The organism is Campylobacter canadensis (assembly GCF_013177655.1).
Taxonomy (GTDB): domain Bacteria; phylum Campylobacterota; class Campylobacteria; order Campylobacterales; family Campylobacteraceae; genus Campylobacter_E; species Campylobacter_E canadensis.
The window spans coordinates 1876280-1900397 of sequence record NZ_CP035946.1 but is presented as its reverse complement, the minus strand read 5'-3'; the positions used below and the strand labels follow the sequence as shown (position 1 = coordinate 1900397).

Below are 24118 nucleotides of genomic sequence, written 5' to 3'. Positions count from 1 at the left end.
ACATAAGTAAAGCAAAAATAAAAAATAATTACGCTAATATTTGTTTTTATTTTTAAGGAGGCAAGATGAAAAAGATTTTAGTTCTTGATGGTGTTAGTGCTAGTGCAGTAGATGTTTTAAAAAACGAATATAAAATAGTAGAAAAGCCAAATTGTAGCAAAGAAGAATTAGAGCAAATTATTGCTGAATTTGATGCTGTTATTTTAAGAAGTGCAACAAAAATAACAAAAGATATTTTAGATAAAGCACATAATTTAAAAGTAATTGGTAGAGCAGGGGTTGGAGTAGATAATATTGATATTAAAGAAGCTACAAAAAAAGGAATTGTAGTTGTAAATGCACCAAATGGTAATACAAATGCAGCTACAGAACACGCTTTTGCTTTAATGCTTTCATTAGCAAGACATATCCCGCAAGCGCATAAAAGTATTCAAAATGGTTTATGGGATAGAAAAAGCTTTTTAGGTGTTGAATTAAAAGGAAAAACTTTAGGAATTTTAGGACTTGGAAGAATAGGTGCTGCTTTAGCGATTAGAGCACAGGCTTTTGAGATGAAGATTTTAGCATACGACCCTTATTTAAGTGATGAAAGAGCTAAGGAATTACAAGTTGAAAAATGCGAGCTTGATTATGTTTTAGCAAATAGCGATTTTTTAAGTTTGCATTTGCCACTTACTGATGAAACAAGGGGAATGATAAATAAAAATAGCATAGCAAAGATGAAAGATGGAATTAAAATTATCAACGCAGCAAGAGGAGAATGTATAGTTTTAGATGATTTATATGATGCTTTGCTTAGCAAAAAAGTATCTGGGGCAGGGCTTGATGTGTTTGAAAGCGAACCTTTAAATAATCATAAAATTACCAGCTTAGATAATGTTGTTTTAACGCCGCACTTAGGTGCATCAACTATTGAAGCACAGGTTGGGGTTGGGGTTGATGTTGCTTACTCAATTAAAGATGTTTTAAATGGGCAAATGGTTTCAAGTGCTTTAAATGCAGTTGCTTTAAGCGAACAAATGCTAAATAAGGTTAAGCCATATTTTCATTTAGCTCAAAGTCTTGGTTTTATAGCATCAAATATTATGCATAGTGCTTTTGATGAATTGTGCGTAGAATTTGGTCTTAAAATGCAAGAAATGGATACAAGAATTTTAAGCACAATGGCACTTTGTGGTGCTTTAAAAAATATCTTAGTTCAAGATGTGAATTTGATTAATGCACCTGTTTTAGCAAAGGATTTGAAAATACATTTAAAAGAGCAAAAAAGCGATGAAAATTTTTATATTAGAGTGCATATTAAAGATAAAAATAATTCTCATTGCATAGAAGGTAGTATTTTAAATAATGAGGTTTATATAAGCAAAATTGATGAGTATTATATTAATTTTGAAGCTTTAGGCGTTATTTTATTAATACCGCATGATAATGTTCCAGGTATGATAGGTCAAATTGGTACAATTTTAGGCAAGGCAAATATAAATATAAAAAGTATGCAAGTAAGCAAGACAAACAATAATGGTGAAAACATTATGGCAGTTTTATTAAGCTTAAAACCAAGCAAAGATGTGTTTAATGATTTAAACAAAATAGCAGGAATTCACGGGCTTAAAATGATTGATTGTGAGAAGATAAATGATTAGAATTTATTTAATTAGACACGGTCAAACACAATGGAATAAAGAAGGCAGATATCAAGGGCAAATTGACACTGAACTTAGCGAACTTGGTTTAGAACAAGCTGAAAAATTAGGCAGTTTTTTTAAAGATTATAATTTTGATTGCGTAATAGCAAGCCCTTTAAAAAGAGCTATGATTACCGCAAGTAAAATAAGCAAAGATTTAATTTTAGATGAAAGATTAAAAGAAATAAATCACGGTCCTTGGGAAGGAAAGTTAAGCAGCGAAATAAACGAAGAAGAACTTGCATTATGGAAAAGCAATCCTTGTGCTTTAAATATTGCTTTAGCTGAAAGTTTATTTGATGTGCAAAAAAGAAGTGTAAATGCTATTTATGATTATGCAAAAAAATTTGATAATAAAACAATTTGTGTTGTAGCTCACGATGCTGTAAATAAAGTAATTTTAAGCTATTTTTTAAAACTTCCTTTGCTTTCTTTTTGGAATATTAAACAAGATAACACCTGTGTAAATATCTTTGATTTAGAAATAACAAAAAATTCTTTTGAATGCACCTTGCATACATTAAATAATACAATTCATCTAAACACTCTTTTAAACGATACTAGCAAACAAGCCCTTTAAGGCTTGTTTTATCATTGTTTTAAATATTTTTATAAAATTATTAGAATTTTTCTAAATACGCAAAAACATATAAATTCAAATAAAATCTTAGATTGCTTTTTAAACATTATATTTAACTTAAAAAAATATTAATTTTTAAGATTAATCAAAATAATTTATAATATATAATGTTTTTAAGTGTTATATGAAAGAAAACGGATATGAATAATAAAAAAACTTTTTTATCTATTAAAGATATAGTGTTTATGAATATTATAAGCATAGTTAGTTTAAGACAGGTTTTAAACGCAGCACCCTACGGAGCAAGTCAGGTTATATTGTGGTGTATTGCGGCTTTTTGTTTTTTTATACCTCTTGCTATGGTCTGCTGCGAACTTTGTATTAAATATCCAGTTAATGGCGGAATATTTATTTGGGTCAAAGAAGCGTTTGGAATAAAAACTGCTTGGGTTGTTAGTGTATATTATTTGATGTCTTGCATTGTATTTTTTCCTATGTTATTATTTTTTGCTTTTAATTCATTTTTTAATTTATTACAGGTGGAAAATAATCATTTTTTAATTATGTTATGTGGGATAATAAGTTTTTGTGCATTTACTTACTTTAATATTTTGGGTATTAGATATGTAAATATATTAAATAAAATTTTTATTTATCTTGGTATTTTTATTCCTATATTAATTTTGTGTTTTTTAGCTTTAGTTCAAATATTTATGGGGGGGGGTATTAACTGATTATGTTAGTTTAAAATCTTATATACCTAATTTTTGTAATTTTAATACCATAGTTTTTTTAAGCTCTATGATGTTTGCTTTTGCTGGGCTTGAAATTTCTACAATGATAGTATCAACAATAAATAAACCTAAATACATTTTTACAAAATCAATTTTATTAAGTGCTTTAATAATAGTATGTATTTATATTTTTTTAACATTTTGCTTAAATGCAATTTATCCAGCACACGATACAAGTATTTTAAACGGATATTCAGTAGCTATAAAAGCTATTGCTTTTAGGTATAACATTAAATATATAGATATTATTTTTGAAATAAGTTTAGCTTTAGGTGTTTTAGCTCAGGTTAATTCTTGGCTTTTAGCTCCGATGCAAATGCTTAGTATAGCTAGCAAAAGAAATAAATATTTATATTTTTTATCTAAAATTCATAAAAAATATAAAACACCTATAAATGCTTTAATTTTTCAAGCATTGTTAGTATGTATTTTATTATCTGCAATTGTTTTAAATAAAAATATAGAACATCTTTATTATTCTTTTATTTCTTTATGTTCTTTATGTTATTTTATACCTTATTTGGTTATTTTTCCAAGTTATTTAATATTAAGACAAAAACAAAGTATTAATACATACAAAATTTATAGCAATATAATTTCTTATATTGCAGCTAGTGTAGGTTTTTTATCTGTTTTATTTGCAATAATTTTAATTTTAATTCCACCTAAAGAATTAAATATTAGCGATACTGCTTTTTTAAAATATGAGCTTTCAATTTTTATTCTTCCTATATTGTTGTTGGTTTTATCATTGTTTAGCTTAAGGGGGTTGAATGAAAATTAGGGTTTGGTATTTATGGGAGGGCTATTATTAGTTTTTAGATTGTTCTTAAAATAAAAAAAATAAAATTAAGGAGAAAATATGCAAACAGTAATTGATAATTATGAAGAATTAAGAATGGATTTAATAAAAAACGATAGAAGGTTTTCATCAAAAAATGGTCATTTATGTTTTGATGGTGTTGATGTTGTAGAGCTTGCTAAAAAATATGGTACTCCGTTTTACGTGTTTAGTGAAAAAGAGATTGTTCGCAATATTGATGAGATAAAAGAAGCTTTTAATTCTCATCAAAAAACAAAAATATTTTTTGCTAGTAAAGCTTGCAGCGTAATGGGCATTTTAAAAGCTGTAAAAGATAGCGGAATTTGTGTTGAAGCAAATTCTTTATATGAAGTAAAAAAAGCACTTGAAATCGGCTTTAAAGGAGAGCAAATTGTTTTTAATGGTGTTGTAAAGAAAGTAAAAGATTTAGAAGTGGCAATTTCTAATGATTTATATTTAATAAATGTTGATAGTGAATTTGAGCTTAACAATATAGAAGAAATTTCAACAAGACTTAAAAAAGTTGCAAATGTTTGTGTTCGTATTGAGCCAAGTGTAAAAGCAGCAGGAACGCATGAGCAGCTTGATACAAGTTTTCACGCCAAGGCGGGTCTTGATAGAGAGCAAGCGATTGATATTTGTAAGAGAATTTTACAAATGCCTTATGTAAAACTTAAAGGTCTTCATATGCATGTTGGTGACCAGCTTCCTATTGTAGAACCTTTTGCCGATGCGTGCAGAGTACTTGTAGAAGAAAGTATGAGTATAGAAAAAGAGCTTGGAATTAAGTTTGAGCTAATTAATGTTGGTGGTGGTATATCAACAGCATATAAATATGAAAAAGATAAAATTAAAACAGTAGAGTCAAATATGCATATAGGATTTTCCGCAAAAGATTTTGCAAACGCTATGATAAAGGAAATTCATAAATGGAATAAAGATATTGAAATTTGTATTGAGCCAGGAAGAAAGGTTGTTAGTTCTGCAGCTATTTTAATAAGCGAGCTAAGTTGTCAAAAAAATAAAACCCTCCACCCATTAAATGCAAAAGACCCTATAACTCATATTGAGTGGAAGTTTATTGATGCTGGATATTCAGTTTTATCTGATAGCCAACATTTTAACTGGTTTTTTTATGTTTATAACGCAAGTAAGATTAATGAAAAGCATAATTATTCTGTGCGTTTAGCTGGACCACTTTGTGATGGCGGCGATTGGTTTAGAATTGGAACAAATGGAGATAGAGAATTTTTATTACCAAAGGAAAGCACTGTTGGGGATTTTATTGTATTTATTGATGCTGGAGCATATACGATAGAAAGTCAAACAACATATAATAATCGTCCAAGAACAGCAGTAGTAATTATAGATAAGAATGGCAATGATAGGCTTATTCGCCGTGAAGATACATATGCTGATATTTTATCTTATGATATTTATTGATTAAGGATAAATTATGAGTAACAATCTTTTAGGAGCTAAAGACATTGTCTTTATGAATGTAATTGGTATTTTAAGTCTTAGGCAAATTCCTAATGTAGCCCCATATGGGGCTAGTGCAATGATTTTATGGATTATTGCTGCTTTTTGTTTTTTTATTCCTTTAGCTATGGTTTGCGGAGAACTTTCAACAGCTTGGCCAAAAGATGGGGGAATTTTTGTTTGGATAAAAGAAGCTTTTGGTAAAAAAATGGGTTGGATAGCAACTGTATGTTATTTGTTTTCTTGCGTAATATTCTTTCCTATGATGTTGCAATTTGCTTTTGCAGCTATTGCATATCTTATGCCAAAAGAGCTTACAGATAATGCTATTTTTATGAAATATTTTATTGGCATAGGTTCTATTGTTATGTTTTGCGTTTTAACATTTTTGAATATATTAGGTATGAAATGGACAAAAATCATTAATTCAATTAGCGCTTATTGTGGTATTTTTATACCTACAGCACTTATTATAATTTTAGCTTTTTTATGGCTTTTAAGTGGCTACAGCATGCAAAGTAAATACGAATTTAGTTTAGATAATTATTTGCCTAATTTAAGCGATTGGAATACAATAGTATTTGCTTCTTCTATGATGTTTGCTTTTGCTGGGCTTGAAATATCAGGAATGGTTGCAGGTCGCACAGCAAATCCACAAAAAGATTTTCCTAGGGCTATGTTTTACAGTGCTATTTGTATAGTTGGTATTTATATGGTAGGAACTTGGGCATTAAATACTATATATCCTAGTGATAAAACAGATATTGTAGAAGGAATAACTCAAGCAATTGCTTTTGCTGGTAATGCTCTTAGTATGCCTTGGCTTTTACAAATTATTGCTATTTGTTTATTTGTTGGAGTTGTAGGGCAGGTTAATTCTTGGCTTGTAGGGCCTATTTATATGCTTCAAGAAGCAAGTAAAGAAGATAAAATTTTAGGAGATGGGATATCAAAACTCCATCCAAAATATCAAACTCCACATAAGGCTTTGATTTATCAAGCTATAATTGTTTGTGTTTTATGTTTGTCTACATTTTTAAGTGAAAGTATAGCTAAAGCATATTGGTTTTTAACTGCACTTACGACTATATGTTATTTTATACCTTACCTTATAATGTTTCCAGCGTTTATATATCTTAGAAAAATTAAACCTGATGTACATAGAGTATTTAAAATACCAGGTAAAATATTGCCTATAATTTTTCCTGTTTTAGGATTTTTAAGCGTGTCTTTTGCTGTATTTTTAATATTTATACCACCAGCAGAATTAAGCTCAAACGACGCTACATTTATAGATAAATTTTGGTATTTTTTTAAGATTTTTTTAGGTGGAGTAATAGCTATTGCAACAGCGTTAATAACTTATTCTATGGCGCTTAAAAGAAATGATATAAATAAAGGAGAATAAATGAAACCAGCGCTTATTATTGATTTAAAAAAACTAAAAGAAAATGTAGAAGTTGAAGTTGAGCTTTTAAAAAAAGAAGGTGTTGAGGTAATGGGGGTAAATAAGGTGTTTGATGGCTGCATACAAAGCGCAAAAGCACTTTTAGATGGTGGAATAAAGGTAATTGCTGAAAGCAGATTATATAATCTTAAAAATATAAAAAATGAATTAGGATGTATTACTTGTTTGCTTAGAAGTCCATTATTAAGTGAAATTGATGAAACTGTGCGTTATGCGGATATTAGTTTAAATAGTGAACTAAAAATATTAAAAGAACTAAATGCAGCAGCTTTAAAACAAAACAAAATACATCAAGTGCTTTTAATGATTGATATGGGTGATTTAAGAGAAGGAATTTGGTTTGAAAAAGAAGATGAGATAAAAAAAGCAATGATGTATATAAAAAAAGCAAGTAATTTAGAACTTTTCGGGCTTGGAACAAATTATAATTGTTATGGAACTGTATTGCCAAGTGTAAAAAATTCTAAAGATTTTATAAAACTTGCAGAAAAAATGAGCAAAATAGTTGATATTAAAATTCCAAGACTTAGCGCTGGTAATTGCACAAGTTATCATCTTATTGATAAGGCATTATGGGATAAAAAATTAAATCACTTAAGAATAGGCGGACTTCATCAGTTTGGAATTGAGTATGTTGATATGAAATATGTAAATAATTTTCATCATTCAAGTAAAGATGTAAATCGTGCTTGCAGCCCACTTTATGTGTTAAGAGCAGAAATTATTGAAATTAATACTAAGCCAACAGTTCCAGTAGGAGAACTTGGAGTAGACGCCTTTTTAAAAGTAAAACATTTTGAAGATAGAGGCATAAAGCGTCGTGCTTTACTTGCTTTTGGTCGCCAAGATATTCCAAGTGAAAATATAACTCCAGTAGATGATAATTATGTGATTTTAGGACAAACAAGCGACCATACGATATTAGAAATTCCTGATAATTCTTTATTAAAATTAGGGGATTTTGTGTATTTTGAATTAGATTACACTGCTCTTTTAATGGCTTGTCAAACTAAGGGCATTGATAAAATATTTCTTTATTAATTTAAGCAAGGAGAAGTTCTTCTTGCTTGTAAATGTTTATAAAAAATAATTAAAAAAAGTAGTGTTTATTTTATTTATATTTATATTTTTTAATAATTTTGCTTTTACTATTAGCGCATAGCCTCCTAAGCCATCTTTATCCCATACGCTATAAAATTCTTTTTTTGAGCTTAAATATTCGCCAAAGCTTGGGTCATATACTTTTAAAAAATCTCCATCATAATTTAACACAACTACAAAGTGTGGAAATCTTGGGTCGTTTTCAATCTTTACAATTATTGGTATAAAAATTTGCTCAAAAATACTTCTATTTAGTTTATATGCTTTAGCTTCAAAGCCAAGTTTGTTTAAGGCATTATTTAATTCATTAAAACTTAGCATATTTGTATTTTTATTTAAAAGCTTTAAAATATCATTTTCATTAAAACGCTTGATGCTTATTAGATTTAGCAATGTTGCTACACTACTTGCCCCGCAGGATTCTTCATAGTTTTGTTTTATTACATTAGTGTATTTTGTTTCTTGAAGAGATTTAACCGCAAACTCGGCATTAAGATAGCTTAATGTTAAGAAAATAATTAGAATTTTTGCCATAAACTAATATTAAATACACTATCAGGAGCAGCCGAACCACCACCTAAACTAGCATTAAAACTTACACTTGTATCATCATTTATACTATAAGTTGAGCCTATGCTATAAGTTGGAATACTTCTTAGATTTGTATATTTTATGCCATTAATTTTTTGAGCTGTTTGAAAGCTTTGCGAAGCTTCTAAATCTAAACTGATTTTAGGGCTTAATATAATACTAAGATTTGCTCCAAAATTATAAGAATTTCCATAATTTATTGCTAGTTTATCAAAAGCCCTAGTATCATTATATGTAAATCCCATATAAATGCCCCAAATAGCAGGGTCGCTATAACCTCTTAGATTTAATTTAGCTGAGTGCGATTTAAAATAAAAGCTTTTATTTACATCAAGTGCTTTTTCTCTTTGAATTAATCCTGCTTGATAGCTAAAGCTAAGTATTTTATCATCAAAGCTATTAAATCTATAATTAAAGCCAAGCCACAAGCTCTCAAAGGAATAATGATTTTCGCTTTTTGGCTCGCCTGTAAAAAAATTACTATATTCATTTCTAGTAGCGTTAGCACTAAAAGAAGCTATAAAATCAAGCTTGTTATTAAATGAGTATATTAAAGTTTCATTTAAGCTAAGCCTTTTATTATCAGTCCAAATCACAGGGTCACCTCCTATTATTAGACTTGGATAGCTTGTGTAGATATTGGCATTGCCGCTAGTGATTAAACTAAGACTTGTAATGCTTCTAAGTCCGACTTGTCTTTTAAAAAGACTATCAATAGTAATAGCATCAGAGCCAAATAAAAAGCTTAAAGTAAATGCTATAAAAAATAACTTTTTCAAACTCTTCCTTTTAATTAAAATATAAAATTTTAAACCCTTTTATCGTATAAATTCTCGCTATTTTTATAAGCTAATAAGATGATTAATAATTCTCTTTCATCTTTTATCTTATTAATATCAATCTTTTTTAAAATATCTTGCATACTTTCACGAACATTAGTGCTTTTTGCTTCTATGGCTTTGAATGGTTTTTCTTTTTTATCTTCAGTTTTTTCTTTGTTTTCATTTATACTTGATATTTCATTACTTGGCTTTGTGTTTTTACTATCTTGAATATTTTCACTATTTTGAATATTTTCACTATTTTGAATATTTTTATGCTCTTTGTCTTGCTTTATTTCATCAATTCTTGCTAGATATCTTTGTTTAAACTCATCTTCGCTAATATTTCTTGCATTAAATAGCTTTGCTATTATTACATCTTGATCCCATTTATAATCTCCTAAGCTGTCCGAATGCTCCTTTAAAAAATCTTTTAAATCTTTTTGCACATCTTGATTTGCTTTAGGGCTAAAAGCTCTTTCATAGATTGTATTTGTATACATATCACCATATAAAGCATCTTTATGTTCAAGTAACATATAAATAACCATACTTTGGATTTTTGCTTCATTGCTATTAGTTGGGTAATTAAAGTCCAAACTATCGTGAGTATCGGGGTAAAACATTTTAATAAAATCATCATATCTTTTTGCATTTTCTTTATTTTCAAGTCTTCCTTGAACTAATGCTTGATTGTTATTTGCCTTTTGTAATGGTAAATTATAATTATTTGAACTGATTTTCATATTTTACTCCTTTAAATTTTATCTTAATCCACCTAAACTATTCTGCATATCTTGTTGATATTTAGCACGAATTTCTCTTATTATTTGTGTGTTTAACATAGTTTCAGTAACTATAGGATAGTGTATATCGCTTGTTTTATAATCTATTGCTAAAATTATAGGAGTAAAATAATTATACTCTTGTCCAGTGCCAGAAATTGCTTTGTTATTTACTACTCCATACCCTAGCATAAATCTATAAGGAGATAATCCACCTAAAGCTGTTTTATACTCTTCCAATCTTTGGGTATTACTCATGCTGTGTTGTTGTAAAGAATAATTGCTATAACATTCAGTTTGTCCCATAGGGCAAATACCTCTACTATGCTCTAAACTAGCTATGACATCTCCTTCAATAATCCCAAGCTCATTAATCTTATCGGGTATTGCTAATACAATCGCTAAAGAATCTCCATAAGTTTGAGTATATACAGCATACCCGCCACGAACTTTACTCATTTGTTCTTGATTTAAAACTTTAACACCTAATGAATTATCACTTATAGCATTATTAGTAATCTCTGCTAATAAATCATTAGCATTAGCAGCTAAGCTTAAAATAGTTAGTAAAGATAAAGTTTTTAATGTTTTTTTAAACATAACCTCTCCTTTATTTTGAAATACAATCTCATAATATTTTAAATAATCTTAAATAAAACTTAATATCAAGCTAAAAACTTTTATTATGTTTCATTTAGTAACCCTTCTAATTCCTATTCTAAACCCTTTTAAAAATTATGAAATTTAAAATAGGAATTTAAACCTTCATATCAAATAAACTTATATTTTTTTGGCTAAAACTAAAAGCTAGTTTTAATAAATCTTCAAAACTCATTATATTAGATGCTTTACTATGGTTTTCTATGCCCATTAATTCTCTTATCTTTTTCATAAATTTTTCTAAAGCCTCTCTTTCTGCTTTGATTTGCTCTGGAGTTAATATAAGGTTATTATTTCCAGCTAAAGTACTTGTGATATTTTTTCCCTCAAAATCACCATCTTTTATAGGGCTAAACATTAGTTTTGAATATGTATCGTAAGAAGAAAAAGCGCTTCTTTCCTTTAAACTCTTATCAAATCTATTAAATTTTACATAATCTTTCAGCCATCTTGGCATACGCTCAACTTCAGCGCTCGTAAAGCCATTTTCACCCCTACTAATAAGCTGTGCTCCAAGTGCCATATCAAATGCATGAAAATCTTGCCTATTTATATTTCTATCATAACCGCTAAATTTACCATCGTAAGTAGTCTCTGCTTCTATAACTGCTCTTATATCGCTTGATAAAAATCCCATAAGAAGCCCACCTTTTGTGAATTCTCCTTTTTCATTTTTATATCTATCTTCTGCGGGGTCAAAATTGCTTATATGCAATTTATCTTCTTCTAATATTTCCTTACTACGAAAAACAACGGTATTTGGCTTAGTTTTATCTTCATTTCTATAATGAAAAAACATACCACCAACATCTTCTGTTCTTTTATCAAAATTAGCATTTGAAAACTCATATGGGCTTTGTAATATTTTTGTTACTTCAAAAGTTCCTTTTTTGATAACATAACCTTGTGGAAATTGCTTTATATCTTCGGTATTAAAAAATTCTTTAGAGTTTAAAAAATCTTCGCTTACAATTTGGCTAAAAAGAGTATAAGCGTTATTAACAGTTTTTGCAATATCAATCTCATAATACTTTCTATACACTCTTAAAGAATTGTTATTTCTATCTACTAGATTTTTTAAACTATCGCTGTGGATTTTAAAATCTTCTGGTATACCTGCAGCTTTGTTAAAATCGCTTGTAAAAAAGCCATCTTTATCAACTCCGTATCCTAATACTTCTCCTATTTTTTTATCATCTACTTTTTTAATTTCATTGTTAGTTTCTTTTTTACTCACATTAGTTGTTTGATACATTGTGTAAGAATTAGCCATTATTTTCATAATTATTCCTTTAAATATGGTTTTTTAAAACCCTAATGCAAAATTACCATGCCTTCTAGCCGTTTCTGTATAAATATAATTTTTTGCTTGTAAATTTTTTGCAGCACTTTCTACCCAAGAATTAATTATACCCCTAGCTTTGCCAGTTGTAACATCAATAGCTCTTGCATTTAAACTATAACTATAAGCACTTCCAAATAATTGTGGTGTTTTTGTTTGAGTGAATGCTATTGCGACAACTTCATTCGGTAATAAAGCTTTTATTGAATCATTATAAGCATTTTTTTGAAAAATTGTAGGATTACTACCTAAGCTAAAATCAGTATTATATCCTGAAATAGCTTTAAGCATCTTTTCATTATAATCATACTCTACCTTAAAAATTGTTTGTAACATTGTTGAGTTACTGATAGTAGCTCCTATATATTTAAAAGTATACCCGCCACGAACTTTACTCATTTGTTCAGTATTTAAAACTTTAACACCTAATGAATTATCACTTATAGCATTATTAGTAATCTCTGCTAATAAATCATTAGCATTAGCAGCTAAGCTTAAAATAGTTAGTAAAGATAAAGTTTTTAATGTTTTTTTAAACATAACTTCTCCTTTATTTTGAAATACAATCTCATAATATTTTAAATAAATTTAAGTAAAACTTAATATCAAGTTAAAAACTTTTATTATGTTTCATTTAGTAACCCTTCTAATTCCTATTTTAAACTATTTTTAAAAATTATGAAATTTAAAATAGGAATTTAAACCTTCATATCAAATAAACTTATATTTTTTTGGCTATATTGCAAAGCTGCTTTTAAAAACTCTTCAAAGGTTTCGTAATCATCTAATTTTTTAGGTGCTTTTAATTTGTTAGCATTTAGCATTTCGTATAATAGCTTTTCATACCATTTCATAATATTTTCAAATTCTTTTGCTAATTCTTTGCTTCTTGCTCTTTTAAAATCTTGTGATAATCTATTTGCTTCATCTGCTAACCATTTTGGCATTTTTGAAATATCGCTTTGTGTTATTAAACCTTTTGCTACCATAGAATTAAGTGGTTTTGCGACATTTTGTGCAAATTCTTTATAATCTACAAATCTATCCCCACCACTCATCTTGCCCCAATAAGTTCTTTCGCCCTCTACTAAAAAATGATTATTTCTTAATACAGCTATTAATATTCCACCACGACTTACATCTCCTTGATTGTTTTTGTAATTATCGCCTTTAGCGTCCCATAAAATAGAATAACCTTGAGAAAAATTATCATTATGTACAGGAAACATATCCATTTTGCCATCGCCATCATAATGAAATAGCGTATCGGCACCTTTTATTCTTTGAAAATCCCTTGCATGAATATCTTTATCATTATAATCTTCAAAATCATATCTACTTTGTAAAATCTTGCCTACGCTAAAAGTGCTATTATCTATCTCAAAGCCACATGGCATATTTTTAATATCTTCTTTACTAAAAAATTCTTTAGAATTTAAAAACTCTTCACTTACAACTTGGCTTAAGACCTTATAAGCATTTCCAACGCTTTTTGCTATGTCAATATTCATAAATCTTTTACCTATTATATGAGCTTTATTGTTTTGTTCTACTAGAGATTTTAAACTATCGCTATGGATTTTAAAATTTTCTGGAATACCTGCGGCTTTGTTAAAATCACTTGTAAAAAAGCCATCTTTATCAACTCCGTATCCTAATACCTCTCCTACTTTTTTATCATCTACTTTTTTAATTTCATTGTTAGTTTCTTTTTTGCTCACATTGGTTGTTTGATACATTGTGTAAGAATTAGCCATTATTTTCATAATTATTCCTTTAAATATGGTTTTTTAAAACCCTAATGCAAAATTACCATGTTCTTTTATAACTTGCATGTAAATATCATTTCTAATTGCTTTGTTAAGTGCTAAATTTTTAAGCCAAGAATTACCCGTCATGGCTCTAGTTTTACCAGTATAGTAATTTACAGCTTTTGGATCATAACTATAACTGTATTGACTTCCTATAAATTGAGGAATTTTTGTTTGAGTAAAAGAAATTGCCAACAATTCTCCGCTCATTAATCCAATTGTTGCTTCAATAAATTCATTTTTTTGCATATATGAAGCATTATCAGTTTTTTGAAAATCATAACCATACATATATACTGCTTTTTTATCTAATTCATTATCGCCAAACAATACTACATGATTTGTTTGCAATAAATTTGTACTATAAAATGTAGTATTAAAATAGCTTACAATATACCCGCCACGAACTTTACTCATTTGTTCAGTATTTAAAACTTTAACACCTAATGAATTATCACTTATAGCATTATTAGTAATCTCTGCTAATAAATCATTAGCATTAGCAGCTAAGCTTAAAATAGTTAGTAAAGATAAAGTTTTTAATGTTTTTTTAAACATTTTTTTCTCCTTTAAATTTAAATAAAATACCATAATGCTTTAATTTATTTTAAATAAAACTTAATATTTAAAATAACATCGGCAAAAATAATAAAAAGTTTACAATAGATAAATTGAATTTTTATTTATATATTTTTAAACCCTTTTATCATATAAATTCTCGCTATTTTTATAAGTTAGAATTAAAGCCAATAAATCTCTTTCATCTTTAATATTACGAATATCAAGTTTGTTTAAAATATCTTGCATACTTTCACGAACATTAGTGCTTTTTGCTTCTATGGCTTTGAATGGTTTTTCTTTTTTATCTTCAGTTTTTTCTTTGTTTTCTTCTTGCTTAATTTCTTCTTTAGATTGCGATATTTGTATATCTTCATTTGTATTAGAAAAAATACTTTTCATTAATTTATTTTTTTCTTCATTGCTTATGCTATCTGAAGTTAATTTATCTAAATTTTTGAAAAATTTATTTAGGGTTTTTACTAATTCTTCTGTATCAATTTTTGGAGTATTTTCCCATTCTATTTTTCTTTGTTCTACAATATCTGGGTCTAATGCTCCAAATAAAGCTAGATTAAGTATTTCGCTTTTACCTAAGTTTTTATCATTTAAAGGATTGTAAATAGGATCGTTTTCTAACTTTTCTTGGGCTAGTTTAAGATATTCTAAACTAGCCTTTCCATCTTCATAGTAAGGTTTATTAACTTTACTTTGATTGTTTATATAAATGTTTGAAAAATTATTTATTCCATTAACTATCATACCAAATCCTTATCTTGCTAATCTTATTAAATCTATTCCTACAGCTTGTTTTATTTCTCTTAATACTTGATTGTATTCTAATTGAAAACTATCTGTTGTCTCATGGTCAAACCAACGATTAAGCATATATATTTTTTCTTGTAATGTGCTAGCATTTGAAAAATTTAAATACTCTTTTTCTACAGCATATACATGAGTAGTTGGTGCTATTGCTCCATTTCCTACATTTATATTTTTTATACCATATAATAAAACATGACCTGTTACGGTTCTGCCACCTAGTGCTTGCAAATAGTATACAAGCCTGCCTTGATTTCTATCAATGTGTTCAAAAGTGCTTGGATTTGCGTAACATTGTGTTTGCCCTAAGGGACATAATCCACGATGCTTTTGTAAATTTGGTAAACCCCTTCCTAATTCAGTAAATTCGTTTGGAATAGCCAATACAAATGCCATGCCACCATATGTATATATATCGGTTAAAACATACCCGCCACGAACTTTACTCATTTGTTCAGTATTTAAAACTTTAACACCTAATGAATTATCACTTATAGCATTATTAGTAATCTCTGCTAATAAATCATTAGCATTAGCAGCTAAGCTTAAAATAGTTAGTAAAGATAAAGTTTTTAATGTTTTTTTAAACATAACTTCTCCTTTAATTAACTAACATCGGCAAAAATAATAAAAAGTTTACAATAGATAAATTGAATTTTTATTTATATATTTTTAAACCCTTTTATCATATAAATTCTCGCTATTTTTATAAGCTAGAATTAAAGCCAATAAATCTCTTTCATCTTTTATCTTATTAATATCAATCTTTTTTAAAATATCTTGCATACTTTCACGAACATTAGTGCTTTTTGCTTCTATAGGTTTAAAATTATCTGTTTTATTAATTTCTTTGTTAATTGCTTTTATATTATTTTTTAGGTTTTCTTGCTTTAGTTCGCTTATGCGATTTAAATATTTTTGCTTAAAATCATCTATGCTAATATTGCTTGCAAAAAGCTCTTTAATTTTATAATCATAATTAGCGGTGTAATCATTATTTAAGGCGTTTTCTTTTAAAAATGTCTTAATGTCTTTTGCTTCATCGTTATTTTGCAAGAGTTTTGAGATAAATGTCTCAGGATGAAGCTTAGCATAATTACAATCAAGCATATAAATATAAAACATAGAAGTATTACTAATATCCGTTGGTGTTGTATTGCTGCTGTTTGTTTGAGTATCATTCCAGCCTTTAAATACGGCAATATCAGTTAATTCTTTTAAATATTTGCTTTCTTCTTCTTGTGTTTTTGCTTTTTTATAATCCTTATAAGCATCATTCCAATCTCTTAAAATAAAATTACTATTATCAATTTGCATTTTAAACCCTTTTATCATATAAATTCTCGCTATTTTTATAAGCTAATAAGATGATTAATAATTCTCTTTCATCTTTTATCTTATTAATATCAATTTTTTTTAAAATATCTTGCATACTTTCACGAACATTAGTGCTTTTTGCTTCTATAGGTTTAAGTATTTTTTGCTCTTCAGTTTTTTCTTTGTTTTCTTCTTTTAGTTTTTTGTCATCATAAAGAGCTTTTAATTTTAAATATTCTTTTTTAAAGTCTTTTATGCTTATTTCTTCATTTGCAAACAGTATTTCTAGTCTATTATCATTGTCTTCAAAAGTTTTTTTAATTTTTTTATCACTTAAAGATAATTTATCTATAGGATTTTCTTTTAAAAATTCTAAAAGCTCTTTTGAATCGTCGTTATTTTGATTAAAAGCTCTTTGATAGATTGAATTGTTTTTAAAATTAAATAAAGGTTGAACTTCTAGCTTAAGTGCTACAACCCAAGCAGCTTCGCTCTTATTTACAGTAAGTAATTCTTTGGTGCTTAATATTTCTTCGTTTGGGTCTTTTTTGTAAGTAATTATTCCTTTTAGCATTTCGTTCTCTAAGGCTTTGTAAATATCGCTATCTTTTTTAAAAGCTCCTAATTTATTTAGTACTGCGTTTGGCTCATAAGTACCCCACTCATCTTGCGAGACATCTTTTAAGATCTTTGTGATTTGTTCTTTTACATTATTTTGATTTGTTTTTTGGGTATATAAAGTAGGCATTGTATAATTTACATTATTTATCATTATTACATTCCACCTAATTTAAGTTCCAATCTTGTTTTATATTCACGTTTTAACTCATTTACAATCATATTATCATTTAAATTATATGAATTTGTAATATCATGCAAACTATAATTATTCTTATCTACTGCAAATACTTTATATTTAAAAACAGTAAAAGGGCCTACATATTTAGAGTGATGTATTTCTTTTTGTACTCCATAAGCTAAATAATATTGAGTAACTTTATAATAATTGCCTAATGCAGCCCAATATTCAAATAGCCTTTTAGTGTTTAATTCATTGTGCATTTTAGTTTCAGGGTTAAAATAGCATTGAGATTGTCCCATGGGACAAAGCCCTATGCTATTTCTTAATAAGTCCCCATCATTTGTATATCTAGCACCTAATTCTGTATTATTGGAAGTAAAAGCAATAACTAAACCTAAATTACCAATCGTAAAATCATAAGGTACATACCCGCCACGAATTTTACTCATTTGTTCTTTATTTAAAACTTTAACACCTAATGAATTATCACTTATAGCATTATTAGTAATCTCTGCTAATAAATCATTAGCATTAGCAGCTAAGCTTAAAATAGTTAGTAAAGATAAAGTTTTTAATGTTTTTTTAAACATAACTTCTCCTTTAGTTAACTAACATCGGCAAAAATAATAAAAAATTTACAATAGATAAATTGAATTTTTATTTATATATTTTTAAACCCTTTTATCGTATAAATTCTCGCTATTTTTATAAGCTAATAAGATGATTAATAATTCTCTTTCATCTTTTATCTTATTAATATCAATCTTTTTTAAAATATCTTGCATACTTTCACGAACATTAGTGCTTTTTGCTTCTATAGTTTTGAATGGTTTTTGTTCTTCTTCTTTTTCCTGTGAATTTTGCATTTTTTCTGTAGCTTGTTTTGCTAAGTCATTTTGTTTTAGTTGTCCATCAACTTCTTTTTTTAAAGCTAAATACCCATCTTTAAATTTATTTATATCATCAAGGGCAAATAAATCCATAAGCCTATCCATAAAGCCACCGCTCCCACAAAAAACATCTCCTAGCTTTATATTGCCTTTATCAAATCTGCTTAAATAAAACTCAGGCACGCTAGTATCACCAAACTTTGTATCATTAGTAGCAAATCTAATGCCCACAATCTCGTTTTGCTTTAAAAACTCTAAAAGTTTTGAATCGTTTTTAATGAATGCTTGATTATAAATATTATTAGCCTTTGTATCTGTTTGTAAAGCATCTAATTTCTTAAGAGCTTTTAAATCATCGTTATCGTTGAAAAATGCAGGGTGTAAAGAATTAACCACCTTTACTACTTCCTCAGCCCCAACACTCTTACTATGCTCTATCCAAGCCTCTCGTTCTTCTTTACTCATTCCATAATAAAGCATACCTTCTACAAACTCGCCATCAATAATATCGTAAAGTTCTGGATTATCGGATTTATTCATAGTTAAAAGTATTTTATGTGTAATAGTTGGATCATAGGTGCCACATTCATCTTGTGCTACATCTTTTAATAAATTTGCAGCTTGTTTTTTTAGATTATCTTGAAAATTTTCAAGTTGTTCCTTTACATTATCTTGATTTGAAGCTTTTAGCTTTTCATTGTTTGAATTTGTTATTGCATTGTAATTAATATTCATATTGGAATTAATTTGCATAATCTCTCCTTTTACTATACCTTCATATCAAATAAACTTATATTTTTTTGGCTATATTGCAAAGCTGCTTTTAAAAACTCTTCAAATGTTTCGTAATCATCTAATTTTTTAGGTGCTCTTAATTTGTTAGCATTTAGCATTTCGTATAATAGCTTTTCATACCATTTCATAATATTTTCAAATTCTTTACCATCAAACCCATCTACATTTTGTAATTTTAATGAGCTAAGATCTTTAGGCACGGCACCATAATTTAACCTATCCATAGGGGTAAATCTATCCTCTCCTATTTGCTTAGCATAATCAGTTCTCTCACCTTCTACTAAAAAATAATTGCTTTTAAGAGCTGCAATTAATAAGCCACCTTTTGTGTATTCGTTGTTTTCAGTTTTATAATGTTCTTCATGTGGATTCCAGCAAATTGAAGCAGAGCTACTAAGCCATTTAGCGTAAATATTATCATCTCGTGTTTCATAATAATTAAAAATATTATCATTTGCACCAAAAATAGTTGATAATGCGTATGTGTCTTTGTGTTTTGAAAAAATATTAGAATAATCTTTAGATTTAAAATAATCATTAAATTTTTCATCATTATTAAATATTTGAGTAATTTCTAAGGTGCTTTTTCTCATTTCATATAAATGCGGGGTATTTGATAAAGTATCTTTAGAAAAACTATCGTTTGAATTTAAAAATTCATCTCCTACAACTTGTCTTACAACATTATAAGCATTACCAACGCTTTTTGCTATATCAATTGATTTACAAGTTTTATAAAGCGATATTGCATTTTCATTATGTTCTACTAGAGATTTTAAACTATCACTATGTATTTTAAAATCTTCTGGTATACCTGCAGCTTTGTTAAAATCACTTGTAAAAAAGCCATCCTTATCAATTCCGTATCCTAATACTTCTCCTACTTTTTTATCATCTACTTTTTTAATTTCATTGTTAGTTTCTTTTTTACTCACATTGGTTGTTTGATACATTGTGTAAGAATTAGCCATTATTTTCATAATTATTCCTTTGATTAGACTTTCATGTTTAGCATTTTATTTTGGCTAAAACTAAAAGCTAGTTTTAAAAACTCATCATAATTTAATTCGCTAATGTTTTTATTTGGATTTTCCATACCTATTAATTCTCTTATTTTTCTCATAAATTCATCAAGTTGTTTTTCTTCAGCCTTTTTATTGTCACTAAAAAATCCACTAGTAGGGCTATATAAGGTTTTAGTATAATTATCACTTCCAACTATAGTACTTCTTTGGCTTATTGGTTTATCGTAAGCATTTAATCGAACATAATCTTTCAGCCATCTTGGCATATTTTCAACTTCAGCACTTGTAAAACCATTTTCGCCCCTTGCCAGTACTTGCATTCCTAACGCTTTATCAAATGCAAAAAATGTAGCTGAGCTAATTTTTCTATCATAACCACTTAATTTACCTTTATATGTGCTTTCTCCTTCAATTAAAGTTGGGTTTGATTTTAATATACCTATTAAAAGTCCACCTTTTGATATTTCGCCATTTTCATTTATATACTTTTGTTTTGCCACATCATAATCACCAAAATATCCACTAAATCTAGGGTCTTGCTTGGCATTGTCAGGTGGAAAAACATTTGTGTTTGGTTTTGTTCTATCATCATTATCAAAAGAATAAAATAAAGGATGATGAGTTTGATAAAGTTCATTTTGAAAAGTCATTCCGTGATTGTTTTCATAATCATCAGATGAATGTAAAATTTTGTTAATTTTGATTTCATCGCTTCTTGCTTGAATATAACCTTGTGGAAATTGCTTTATATCTTCGGTATTAAAAAATTCTTTAGAGTTTAATATATCATCTCCTACAACTTGGCTTAAGATTTTATAAGCATTTCCTACACTTTTTGCTATATCAATTTCATAAAATGGTTTATATGCTAAATATGAATTTTCATTATCATTTACTAGATTTTTTAAAGTATCACTATGTATTTTAAAATTATCTGGAATACCTGCGGCTTTGTTAAAATCGCTTGTAAAAAAGCCATCTTTATCAACTCCGTATCCTAATACTTCTCCTACTTTTTTATCATCTACTTTTTTAATTTCATTGTTAGTTTCTTTTTTACTCACATTGGTTGTTTGATACATTGTGTAAGAATTAGCCATTATTTTCATAATTATTCCTTTGGGCTCAAATGAGCCCTAAAATATTAATAAAATCTTCCAAATTTATTTCCAGAATCAATAAAAATATGGTTTTTTATTGATTTATTTAGTGTTGCATTTCTTATCCAAGAATTTCCAGCCCAAGTTCTAACTTTACCAGTTTGAATATTCACAGCCCTTGGATTATAACTGTAATTATACGTATATCCAAAAAACTGTGGTGTTTTTGTCTGAGTGAATGCTATTGCTGGTAGTTCATTTGAAAGTAAACCACTTAAGGCATTATCAAGATTTCTCTTTTCTGATAAACCTAAATTACTAGTTATACAATCTCTATTAAAATAACAAATTCCTTTTCCTAATTTTTCATTTGTGTTTAATTCTAATACATAGTAAACTTGTCTTGAATACAAAGTATCTACTAATTTTGAATGATAAGTAAAAGTATACCCGCCACGAACTTTACTCATTTGTTCTTTATTTAAAACTTTAACACCTAATGAATTATCACTTATAGCATTATTAGTAATCTCTGCTAATAAATCATTAGCATTAGCAGCTAAGCTTAAAATAGTTAGTAAAGATAAAGTTTTTAATGTTTTTTTAAACATAACTTCTCCTTTAGTTAACTAACATCGGCAAAAATAATAAAAAATTTACAATAGATAAATTGAATTTTTATTTATATATTTTTAAACCCTTTTATCGTATAAATTCTCGCTATTTTTATAAGCTAATAAGCACCCCCACTTATCTTTGTGGGGTATATTTAAGATATTTGTAATTTGCTTTTTTAATTATTTTGATTTGTTTTAATCAAGCTTAATATTTAAAGTAATATTAGTAAAGGCGCTAAAGATTTTAATTTATACTTATATCAAACCTTAGTTTTTTCTAAAAATCTAGCTACTTCATTATTTGTTTTTAACAACTCATCAATGCCACTATTTTTTATTTCTTCTGCAGTTTTTAATAAGATATTGTGGCTGCGCATTTGTGCTTGTATATTTTCATGGTCTGCTTTTGTCATTAGAGCATAACTTAAAGCACTTTGACTTAATCTAGTGTTACCACTTTTACTAGCATGTGGTTCAATGCTTTGTAAAAAGCCTATAAAATTGCGTTCTTTTTCATTGTACATAGAAAAATCAGGGCTAAAGCTAAATTCTTTATCATCTTCTGCAACATTTTTTGGTACAAAGCTAAGCTCAAATACATTAAAGCCTATTGCATCAATGCTTTTTGCATAATTTAATTCTTCATTAGTTTTATAAATATTAGTAACTTTATACTTGCTTACATCGCCTATATAATCAAAACTAAATCCAGTGCTACCAGTATCTATACTAACACCCATTGGGTAGTCTTTATTATCGTGTGTAATAGTGCTAAAAAGCTTGTAATACTGCTTTATTGTATCTGCCATATCAATATTATCAAAGGTTTTTTTATATTTTGCAGAGCCTAGATTTCTTTTCATAACTGAATAAACATTCATTGTTTCATTGTATCTTTCTATTTCTTTTAGAGTGCTTGAGTGTATTTTAAAATCATCTGGCAAGCCTGCAGCCTTATTAAAATCAGCACCCATAAAGCCATTATTATCCACGCTATAACCATAAAGTGGATTAAAGATTGAAGAAGTGCTTAATGTATTAAATGCTTTATTGGATTTTTGTTCGTTAATTATTGCTTGAGTTTTTTCATTATTGTTTAAAAAGTCACCAAAATTTAAATCATTCTTAGTAGATTTTTTTACTGTAATAGTTGTATGAATTCCTGTTGCATTTACTTTCATTGTTGCTCCTTTAAATAAAAAGCTTTTTAAAATTTGATTTAAGTGATTAATAATATTTAATTAATTTTGAATTAAAGCTTATTATTTAAAAATAAAATTTATATTAATAATGTAAATATATAGATAAAAACTATAGTAAAATCTACATATTTAAATAAAATTATAATTTAAAATATTAGACTAAATTATTTTATATTAATCATTAATATAAGGGCTACAAAATAAAGTACCACGAGATGTAATAGCGTATTTTGTATGTGGTCTTTTGTATCTAGTCTCATAAGGCTCAAACAAGCTTGCTTGTAGATTAAGATTAAAATTGAAGTTATAGTTAAAACATTTTCTTTTTTTATTTTTTAAAATATTTACAAAAATAAAAATGCCGATATAGAAAATAAAGGAGAATAAATGCTAAAAATTGATAGTTTTAATGCAGATATAAGTAACTTTTTAAACACAAGTGTAAATAAAGCAAAGATGTAAATAGCACACTAAATCTAAATCAAATATGAAAAGATATAAAAGCAAATAATTTTTTATATCAAACAAGCGATAAAGTTTTAAATGATTTAAAAAGCTTTTTTAAAGATAGTGATTTTTTAAAAGAGAAAGGCAATATTATTTTAAAAGGAGACGCAGCAAACTATGTAGCAGGATGGTTTGGTGAAGTTGCTGCTAAATTTATGAAGTTAGCAAATTAGCGAAAATATTTTAAAGGATAAAAATAAAGATGGCAATTTAACATTGGCTGAATTTATGCTTGATGAAGATAAAGAAAAATATTTAAACGATTTAGATAATGCTTACAAAAACGCCACTTCAAACAAAGCTAGTAAAATAGAAAATAAAGATGCAATAAAAGAATATATTTTAAGTAATACAAATATTTATTTAAGAAAATTACAACAAGATATAAAAATATTTAAAAATGCTGAGATTTTAAAAATTAGTAAAGACAAAGAAAAAGAATTACAAAGTAAAAATAAGCTAGATGGCTTTTGTGAATTTTGCATAGCTTTTATTAATATATTAGATAATACAAAAAAGATTGATATGAGAGTTTAAAAT

Annotated in this window: 26 protein-coding genes; 8 read left to right on the top strand and 18 right to left on the bottom strand. The window is 27.5% G+C overall.

Going from position 1 to position 24118, the window contains the following annotated elements; translation table 11 throughout:
* The first annotated feature begins 65 nt into the window (after positions 1–65).
* From serA to CCANL266_RS09245, 7 genes are all read left to right on the top strand, one after another.
* A complete protein-coding gene (serA, locus tag CCANL266_RS09275) occupies positions 66–1643 on the top strand; it encodes a phosphoglycerate dehydrogenase (RefSeq protein WP_172234274.1) in 1578 nt (525 codons plus the stop codon).
* Positions 1636–2265 carry a histidine phosphatase family protein gene (locus CCANL266_RS09270; RefSeq protein ID WP_172234272.1) on the top strand — a complete coding sequence of 210 codons (630 nt, stop codon included), beginning with the start codon at positions 1636–1638 and terminating at the stop codon, positions 2263–2265. Before serA ends, CCANL266_RS09270 begins: the two co-directional genes overlap by 8 nt.
* 200 nt (positions 2266–2465) lie before the next feature.
* A complete protein-coding gene (locus CCANL266_RS09715; protein WP_172234270.1) occupies positions 2466–2999 on the top strand; it encodes an amino acid permease in 534 nt (177 codons plus the stop codon).
* 22 nt (positions 3000–3021) lie between these two features.
* Entirely contained in the window at positions 3022–3843 is an 822-nt protein-coding gene (locus CCANL266_RS09710; protein ID WP_280525486.1) for an APC family permease, read from the top strand.
* A 78-nt stretch (positions 3844–3921) separates the two neighbouring features.
* Positions 3922–5325 (top strand): ornithine/lysine decarboxylase DokD, encoded by a 1404-nt coding sequence (dokD, locus tag CCANL266_RS09255; RefSeq protein WP_172234268.1) that lies wholly within the window; start codon positions 3922–3924, stop codon positions 5323–5325.
* A gap of 13 nt (positions 5326–5338) precedes the next feature.
* Complete coding sequence (locus tag CCANL266_RS09250; RefSeq protein ID WP_172234266.1) at positions 5339–6772, top strand: APC family permease; 1434 nt, start codon at positions 5339–5341, stop codon at positions 6770–6772.
* Entirely contained in the window at positions 6773–7873 is a 1101-nt protein-coding gene (locus tag CCANL266_RS09245; protein ID WP_172234264.1) for an alanine/ornithine racemase family PLP-dependent enzyme, read from the top strand.
* A 36-nt stretch (positions 7874–7909) separates the two neighbouring features.
* On the opposite strand, the gene CCANL266_RS09240 is transcribed toward CCANL266_RS09245, so the two are convergent.
* The 18 genes from CCANL266_RS09240 to CCANL266_RS09155 all read right to left on the bottom strand — a co-directional run bounded on the left by CCANL266_RS09240 (position 7910) and on the right by CCANL266_RS09155 (position 23050).
* Entirely contained in the window at positions 7910–8467 is a 558-nt protein-coding gene (locus tag CCANL266_RS09240) for a C39 family peptidase (RefSeq protein WP_172234262.1), read from the bottom strand.
* Entirely contained in the window at positions 8452–9303 is an 852-nt protein-coding gene (locus CCANL266_RS09235; protein ID WP_172234260.1) for a hypothetical protein, read from the bottom strand. Before CCANL266_RS09235 ends, CCANL266_RS09240 begins: the two co-directional genes overlap by 16 nt.
* Positions 9304–9332: 29 nt before the next feature.
* Complete coding sequence (locus CCANL266_RS09230) at positions 9333–10091, bottom strand: hypothetical protein (protein WP_172234258.1); 759 nt, start codon at positions 10089–10091, stop codon at positions 9333–9335.
* An 18-nt stretch (positions 10092–10109) separates the two neighbouring features.
* Entirely contained in the window at positions 10110–10730 is a 621-nt protein-coding gene (locus tag CCANL266_RS09225) for a hypothetical protein (protein ID WP_172234256.1), read from the bottom strand.
* A 157-nt stretch (positions 10731–10887) separates the two neighbouring features.
* Positions 10888–12072 (bottom strand): Cj0814 family flagellar-dependent secreted protein, encoded by a 1185-nt coding sequence (locus CCANL266_RS09220; protein WP_172234254.1) that lies wholly within the window; start codon positions 12070–12072, stop codon positions 10888–10890.
* Positions 12073–12096: 24 nt separating this feature from the next.
* Positions 12097–12672, bottom strand: a complete 576-nt coding sequence (locus tag CCANL266_RS09215) for a hypothetical protein (protein WP_172234252.1) — start codon at positions 12670–12672, stop codon at positions 12097–12099.
* 158 nt (positions 12673–12830) lie between these two features.
* The gene (locus CCANL266_RS09210) at positions 12831–13898 is read right to left on the bottom strand and encodes a Cj0814 family flagellar-dependent secreted protein (RefSeq protein ID WP_172234250.1); all 1068 of its coding nucleotides are present in this window, start codon (positions 13896–13898) and stop codon (positions 12831–12833) included.
* Positions 13899–13922: 24 nt separating this feature from the next.
* Complete coding sequence (locus CCANL266_RS09205) at positions 13923–14501, bottom strand: hypothetical protein (protein ID WP_172234248.1); 579 nt, start codon at positions 14499–14501, stop codon at positions 13923–13925.
* Between the two features lie 135 nt (positions 14502–14636).
* Complete coding sequence (locus tag CCANL266_RS09200) at positions 14637–15263, bottom strand: hypothetical protein (protein WP_172234246.1); 627 nt, start codon at positions 15261–15263, stop codon at positions 14637–14639.
* A 9-nt stretch (positions 15264–15272) separates the two neighbouring features.
* Positions 15273–15914, bottom strand: a complete 642-nt coding sequence (locus tag CCANL266_RS09195) for a hypothetical protein (protein ID WP_172234244.1) — start codon at positions 15912–15914, stop codon at positions 15273–15275.
* Between the two features lie 81 nt (positions 15915–15995).
* A complete protein-coding gene (locus CCANL266_RS09190; protein ID WP_172234242.1) occupies positions 15996–16640 on the bottom strand; it encodes a hypothetical protein in 645 nt (214 codons plus the stop codon).
* Between the two features lies 1 nt (position 16641).
* Positions 16642–17412, bottom strand: coding sequence for a hypothetical protein (locus CCANL266_RS09185; protein WP_172234240.1), 771 nt, complete (start codon positions 17410–17412; stop codon positions 16642–16644).
* A gap of 2 nt (positions 17413–17414) precedes the next feature.
* Positions 17415–18032 carry a hypothetical protein gene (locus tag CCANL266_RS09180; RefSeq protein ID WP_172234238.1) on the bottom strand — a complete coding sequence of 206 codons (618 nt, stop codon included), beginning with the start codon at positions 18030–18032 and terminating at the stop codon, positions 17415–17417.
* Positions 18033–18113: 81 nt separating this feature from the next.
* On the bottom strand, positions 18114–19085 hold the full coding sequence (locus CCANL266_RS09175) for a hypothetical protein (RefSeq protein ID WP_172234236.1): 972 nt from the start codon (positions 19083–19085) through the stop codon (positions 18114–18116).
* Positions 19086–19099: 14 nt separating this feature from the next.
* Positions 19100–20107 carry a Cj0814 family flagellar-dependent secreted protein gene (locus CCANL266_RS09170; RefSeq protein ID WP_172229576.1) on the bottom strand — a complete coding sequence of 336 codons (1008 nt, stop codon included), beginning with the start codon at positions 20105–20107 and terminating at the stop codon, positions 19100–19102.
* Positions 20108–20121: 14 nt separating this feature from the next.
* Positions 20122–21261: a Cj0814 family flagellar-dependent secreted protein gene (locus CCANL266_RS09165; protein WP_172234234.1), complete on the bottom strand. Its 1140-nt coding sequence runs from the start codon at positions 21259–21261 to the stop codon at positions 20122–20124.
* Between the two features lie 35 nt (positions 21262–21296).
* Positions 21297–21863 carry a hypothetical protein gene (locus CCANL266_RS09160; RefSeq protein WP_172234232.1) on the bottom strand — a complete coding sequence of 189 codons (567 nt, stop codon included), beginning with the start codon at positions 21861–21863 and terminating at the stop codon, positions 21297–21299.
* A 266-nt stretch (positions 21864–22129) separates the two neighbouring features.
* A complete protein-coding gene (locus CCANL266_RS09155; protein WP_172234230.1) occupies positions 22130–23050 on the bottom strand; it encodes a Cj0814 family flagellar-dependent secreted protein in 921 nt (306 codons plus the stop codon).
* Between the two features lie 744 nt (positions 23051–23794).
* On the opposite strand from CCANL266_RS09155, the gene CCANL266_RS09150 reads away from it, so the two are divergent.
* Positions 23795–24115: a hypothetical protein gene (locus CCANL266_RS09150; protein WP_172234228.1), complete on the top strand. Its 321-nt coding sequence runs from the start codon at positions 23795–23797 to the stop codon at positions 24113–24115.
* Positions 24116–24118 lie beyond the last annotated feature (3 nt).

What these genes read in the sequence shown, in the direction of transcription:
- CCANL266_RS09165 (WP_172234234.1), bottom strand. Translation starts at nt 21,261, where the DNA reads ATGAAAATAATGGCTAATTCTTACACAATGTATCAAACAACCAATGTG.
- CCANL266_RS09270 (WP_172234272.1), top strand. Translation starts at nt 1,636, where the DNA reads ATGATTAGAATTTATTTAATTAGACACGGTCAAACACAATGGAATAAA.
- CCANL266_RS09195 (WP_172234244.1), bottom strand. Translation starts at nt 15,914, where the DNA reads ATGTTTAAAAAAACATTAAAAACTTTATCTTTACTAACTATTTTAAGC.
- CCANL266_RS09175 (WP_172234236.1), bottom strand. Translation starts at nt 19,085, where the DNA reads ATGCAAATTAATTCCAATATGAATATTAATTACAATGCAATAACAAAT.
- CCANL266_RS09715 (WP_172234270.1), top strand. Translation starts at nt 2,466, where the DNA reads ATGAATAATAAAAAAACTTTTTTATCTATTAAAGATATAGTGTTTATG.
- CCANL266_RS09180 (WP_172234238.1), bottom strand. Translation starts at nt 18,032, where the DNA reads ATGTTTAAAAAAACATTAAAAACTTTATCTTTACTAACTATTTTAAGC.
- CCANL266_RS09250 (WP_172234266.1), top strand. Translation starts at nt 5,339, where the DNA reads ATGAGTAACAATCTTTTAGGAGCTAAAGACATTGTCTTTATGAATGTA.
- CCANL266_RS09170 (WP_172229576.1), bottom strand. Translation starts at nt 20,107, where the DNA reads ATGAAAATAATGGCTAATTCTTACACAATGTATCAAACAACCAATGTG.
- CCANL266_RS09210 (WP_172234250.1), bottom strand. Translation starts at nt 13,898, where the DNA reads ATGAAAATAATGGCTAATTCTTACACAATGTATCAAACAACCAATGTG.
- CCANL266_RS09190 (WP_172234242.1), bottom strand. Translation starts at nt 16,640, where the DNA reads ATGCAAATTGATAATAGTAATTTTATTTTAAGAGATTGGAATGATGCT.
- CCANL266_RS09230 (WP_172234258.1), bottom strand. Translation starts at nt 10,091, where the DNA reads ATGAAAATCAGTTCAAATAATTATAATTTACCATTACAAAAGGCAAAT.
- CCANL266_RS09185 (WP_172234240.1), bottom strand. Translation starts at nt 17,412, where the DNA reads ATGATAAATAATGTAAATTATACAATGCCTACTTTATATACCCAAAAA.
- CCANL266_RS09160 (WP_172234232.1), bottom strand. Translation starts at nt 21,863, where the DNA reads ATGTTTAAAAAAACATTAAAAACTTTATCTTTACTAACTATTTTAAGC.
- CCANL266_RS09205 (WP_172234248.1), bottom strand. Translation starts at nt 14,501, where the DNA reads ATGTTTAAAAAAACATTAAAAACTTTATCTTTACTAACTATTTTAAGC.
- CCANL266_RS09225 (WP_172234256.1), bottom strand. Translation starts at nt 10,730, where the DNA reads ATGTTTAAAAAAACATTAAAAACTTTATCTTTACTAACTATTTTAAGC.
- CCANL266_RS09245 (WP_172234264.1), top strand. Translation starts at nt 6,773, where the DNA reads ATGAAACCAGCGCTTATTATTGATTTAAAAAAACTAAAAGAAAATGTA.
- CCANL266_RS09215 (WP_172234252.1), bottom strand. Translation starts at nt 12,672, where the DNA reads ATGTTTAAAAAAACATTAAAAACTTTATCTTTACTAACTATTTTAAGC.
- dokD (WP_172234268.1), top strand. Translation starts at nt 3,922, where the DNA reads ATGCAAACAGTAATTGATAATTATGAAGAATTAAGAATGGATTTAATA.
- CCANL266_RS09155 (WP_172234230.1), bottom strand. Translation starts at nt 23,050, where the DNA reads ATGAAAGTAAATGCAACAGGAATTCATACAACTATTACAGTAAAAAAA.
- CCANL266_RS09240 (WP_172234262.1), bottom strand. Translation starts at nt 8,467, where the DNA reads ATGGCAAAAATTCTAATTATTTTCTTAACATTAAGCTATCTTAATGCC.
- CCANL266_RS09220 (WP_172234254.1), bottom strand. Translation starts at nt 12,072, where the DNA reads ATGAAAATAATGGCTAATTCTTACACAATGTATCAAACAACTAATGTG.
- CCANL266_RS09200 (WP_172234246.1), bottom strand. Translation starts at nt 15,263, where the DNA reads ATGATAGTTAATGGAATAAATAATTTTTCAAACATTTATATAAACAAT.
- serA (WP_172234274.1), top strand. Translation starts at nt 66, where the DNA reads ATGAAAAAGATTTTAGTTCTTGATGGTGTTAGTGCTAGTGCAGTAGAT.